The organism is Halanaerobium sp., assembly GCF_003070835.1.
Map to the genome: position 1 here is coordinate 1 of NZ_QBLR01000317.1, position 3,801 is coordinate 3,801.

General features: G+C 23.7%; 5 protein-coding genes, 1 pseudogene and 1 riboswitch. Of the genes and pseudogenes, 2 read left to right on the forward strand and 4 right to left on the reverse strand.

All coding sequences use genetic code 11. From position 1 onward, the window contains the following. Positions 1-99 precede the first annotated feature (99 nt). Both CI949_RS18185 and CI949_RS18190 read left to right on the forward strand, forming a co-directional pair. The gene (locus CI949_RS18185; RefSeq protein ID WP_290768998.1) at positions 100-627 is read left to right on the forward strand and encodes a hypothetical protein; all 528 of its coding nucleotides are present in this window, start codon (positions 100-102) and stop codon (positions 625-627) included. A 118-nt stretch (positions 628-745) separates the two neighbouring features. Further along, entirely contained in the window at positions 746-1,270 is a 525-nt protein-coding gene (locus CI949_RS18190) for a hypothetical protein (RefSeq protein ID WP_290769000.1), read from the forward strand. A gap of 314 nt (positions 1,271-1,584) precedes the next feature. On the opposite strand, the gene CI949_RS18195 is transcribed toward CI949_RS18190, so the two are convergent. The 4 genes and pseudogenes from CI949_RS18195 to CI949_RS18210 all read right to left on the reverse strand — a co-directional run. Next, positions 1,585-1,770 (reverse strand): YegP family protein, encoded by a 186-nt coding sequence (locus tag CI949_RS18195; protein ID WP_290769003.1) that lies wholly within the window; start codon positions 1,768-1,770, stop codon positions 1,585-1,587. A gap of 70 nt (positions 1,771-1,840) precedes the next feature. Beyond that, complete coding sequence (locus tag CI949_RS18200) at positions 1,841-2,275, reverse strand: hypothetical protein (RefSeq protein WP_290769006.1); 435 nt, start codon at positions 2,273-2,275, stop codon at positions 1,841-1,843. A 112-nt stretch (positions 2,276-2,387) separates the two neighbouring features. Beyond that, positions 2,388-2,487: riboswitch (SAM riboswitch) on the reverse strand. 59 nt (positions 2,488-2,546) lie between these two features. After that, entirely contained in the window at positions 2,547-2,810 is a 264-nt protein-coding gene (locus CI949_RS18205) for a hypothetical protein (RefSeq protein WP_290769009.1), read from the reverse strand. 177 nt (positions 2,811-2,987) lie between these two features. Continuing rightward, positions 2,988-3,801: pseudogene (locus tag CI949_RS18210) on the reverse strand (hypothetical protein); the annotation flags it as partial.

A 3,801-nucleotide genomic window follows, 5' to 3' on the forward strand; every position in this document is an offset into this window, starting at 1 on the left:
TTTTAGAGAATTATAATAATATTAATCAATTATTATTAGAATCTTTATATTAAAAAAGATAGGGGAGATTTTTATTAATATTAAAATCAATAAATTTATATGGAGGTAGATTATATCATATTATTATATTATTTTATTGGTCTATTTATTATTACATATTTATTTTCAAAAGTTGAATTTTTTCAAAATTTATCTAAAAAGTATTTAAAAAAATTTCATCTTATAGAAGGTAAAATAAAGAATTTATTTGATAAAAAGTTTAAAGGGAAAATACCATCTAATTTATTATCATTTATGAAAACTACCGCTGTAACACCTCTTTATGCATTTCCTTTAACTCTAGTCATGACTATTGTAATGTTGATATTAGGTGATATTTCTTTTGTAGAAACTATGTTAATTATTTTATTTTTTTCATTTATAAATATCTCTTTCTCAATTATATTAATTTATAGTTTAGGATCTTTACTTTCTTTTTTGCTTTCTGGTTTATTTTTTTTATTTGATCCTATAATTTATTGGATTGACATATCTCGATATGAAGCAGAAAAATTCGGTAATTATTTAACTATTATTTTAATTGTTCCATCTTGTGTTATATTTTGTTGGTTTTATTTTAGAGAATAAGAATTAATTCAGAATATTTTCTGTTATAATTATTTTTAATTATATTTAAATTTTATTTAGATTAGCTAATTATTTGCATCTTAAAATCTATGTTTTGTGAATTTAGGAGGGGGTTTGTATGAAATATTTTAAAAGAAAGATTCTTGTTTGCTTAATGTTAGTAATGTTAATTAGTATTCCTGTTAAATTAATTAATGCTCAAGAAGGAACTGGACTTGAAGCTGAAAAACCTGAATTAGCTGTTGATATAGACTTAGAAATGACAAATATGTTTGAAGATGAAAATAGTAAAATACAAATAAATGAATCTCTAATTAAAATTTTAGTTGAATCTAGATTGAAAAAAAATAATATTAAAATATTAAATAAAACTGAAACTGATAATATTCTCTTAATAAAACTTGAAATTCTACCAACAATTAAAGAAATAAAACATGAATATAATATTCCTAGTTATCTTAATCTAAGATTTATAAGAAATATTAGATATGATGTTAATGATGAAACTTATCATAAAACAGCTGTTACTTGGTATTATGGGGGTAGCGGTATTGGTATAACTAGTAGAGATGATATACTTAAATTCTTAGTATATGTTACAGATATTTTTATTAATGAATTTTATAAAGCAAATGATTTTTAATATAATTTAATATATTTAAAATAGCAAAAGAGGATAATTTATTTATATTAGAAAAATCTAAAACATTAAAAGATTTAGAATTAATAAAAATAGCAGAAGAATATAAAAAAGTTTATTATGAAAAAAAGAAAGAATAAAAATAAATTTTCGCAAAAGTAGAATTTGAAGTAAATAAAACCAAAATTAAGGTCAAAACTATAAATTTGAAATGAAAAGTATGTATAAATCCCAAAAAGAAAAAAACTTTTGACGATATGAGCCTCCAGATTATAACCTGGAGGCTTTATAAGGTTAATATTGAGCTATAAATGTTTTTAATCACCCTGTACTTCTTCTACTTCAGCATCCTGAGCATTCTTTCTGACTGATTCAATACCATTAAGACAGCTTTCTTTTGTCTTATAACCCTGTCCTGTTGCAATAATCTGCCCATTAGAAGCTTTTAATCGAAACCTAAACTTTCCACTTTTATCCTCATAAACTTCAAATTTACCAGCCATCTAACTTCCCCCTTTTATATTTTTTTACTTTCTTGTTTTATATTTATTTGTAATTAAGAAAAATCCTGCTTTATAACATACTTCTAGCAAGTTCTTCATATTCATCTTCTGAATATCCTTTTTTTAATAATTTTAGTTTTAAATGATGATAATACTTTTCAGTTTCTGATAATTTATCAATATTTTCATTTTCCATAGTTTCAATTAGCTCTTTATGATAATTTTCTGCTTTGGTTTGTTCTTCGATAATGTAATTAATTTCTTTTTCTAGTTTTGATAATGAGTTTAATCTATCCTTGTGTTTTAATTTGTATAATCTAGTTTTAAAACTCCTAATATGAGAAATAAATTCTTTTATCAAGGGCTTAAAAAAAATAACTTCTTTATTAAGAGTTATTACCATTTCTTTTTCTATTTCAATTAGTTTAACTTCAATCTCATAAAATTTTATCTTAGAATAGTCTTTCTTTAGTTCAAAGATTTGATTTCTTGCTTTTTTAAACATTTCACCATCTCCTAATTCAATTTTTTTAACAATAAAAATTTTTTATCTTCACAAAAAAATAAAAGCCCTTCTCATATAAGAGAAGAGCTCATTAGTCATTCATTAGCATCTTTTCTTATCTTTCAGCATAACTGCTGCGGAATTTAGCACCTTCCTTGATAGGGGTTGCTGGGTTTCAAAGGGTCCGTTCCCTCCACCACTCTTAATAAGAGTAAAATATTCATTTGTAGTTAGATCTTATCATGAATAATAAGATTTACAAAATAATAATTCAATCATCTTCTCTCTTTTCTGCTTCTTCAAATACTTTTTTAATCATCTTTGAAAAATCATCACCGTCTTGAATTTCTTCTTTATCAAAATTCATTACAAAATCAGGCTCTCCAGCAAAAATGTTTTTGTATAGCTCAAAAACAATAAACCCTGCAAGTAATGTTAAAGCAGAATAAATTAAAGAAAAGTTAACAAAAACTATCATCGATAAAACACCGAATATCAGCCCTAAAATATAACTTATTGTTGAAACATGAGACATTAAGAAGATCTCTACATTATCTAATAAAACTAGAATTTTATTAATATTAAAACCTCCTTAAATTGTGAGTCAAGTATTAAAAAAATATACTTATTCAAATCATGAATTGAATATCTTTCCCCTCTGTATTAGTTTCTATCCTAATTAATATAGTTATTTCATTTAAAAAATAAATGTTTAATTTAATCCTGTTATTTTATTTGGTGGAGGTATTTTAATAGAGTGATAACAATTATTACAAGTGTAATATTTATTATTATTTTTACTTTCAATATCACGGGACCCACATTTTGGACAAATATCTCCTTGACTATAGTCTCTAGATTTTTGTGGACCACTACCACATTTAAGACATAATTTATAATCATCAATTGTAATAATGTTATCTCTACCATCAATAATATTTCCACAAGCCCAACAATGATTTAAATAAACTCCATTTCCTTGTTCATCACATTTGCTATTTTCACATTCAGCTACAGTTAATTTATAAGCAGCATCATGAATAGGATATTTCCAATCAAAAGACATTATTTCTCCACACCTACGGCATTTTAACCTTTCTCGTATCTCATTTAATCTATTTAATGCTCCACCTATTTTCCTAACATAATCATTTAAGGAATTAAAATGTTTCATTTGCCATAAATTAGTATTATTAAAGTCTATATTTATTGAATAGTAATCAAATATTTCTAATAAAGACCATTCCCTTTTCATAAGATTAGTGTCTGTAGAGATTTTATTCCTGCCACAAGCTTTATTTCTACAATAATAAGTATATCCATATTTTTCAAAAATATTTCCTTCACAGTATGTTAATTTATTTACTCCTAAGCATTCAGGAATTATTGGATTAATATTAATTTCTTTATTATTTTCTAATGCATCTTTTTTAAATAAATAAATTAATTCTGAATGGAAATCAATAAATAATTTATCTGTGTTATCAACTTTTTTCGCTTTTTTAACTAATCTTCTTATCTTTTTC

What these genes read in the sequence shown, in the direction of transcription:
- CI949_RS18185 (WP_290768998.1), top strand. Translation starts at nt 100, where the DNA reads ATGGAGGTAGATTATATCATATTATTATATTATTTTATTGGTCTATTT.
- CI949_RS18190 (WP_290769000.1), top strand. Translation starts at nt 746, where the DNA reads ATGAAATATTTTAAAAGAAAGATTCTTGTTTGCTTAATGTTAGTAATG.
- CI949_RS18195 (WP_290769003.1), bottom strand. Translation starts at nt 1,770, where the DNA reads ATGGCTGGTAAATTTGAAGTTTATGAGGATAAAAGTGGAAAGTTTAGG.
- CI949_RS18200 (WP_290769006.1), bottom strand. Translation starts at nt 2,275, where the DNA reads ATGTTTAAAAAAGCAAGAAATCAAATCTTTGAACTAAAGAAAGACTAT.
- CI949_RS18205 (WP_290769009.1), bottom strand. Translation starts at nt 2,810, where the DNA reads ATGTCTCATGTTTCAACAATAAGTTATATTTTAGGGCTGATATTCGGT.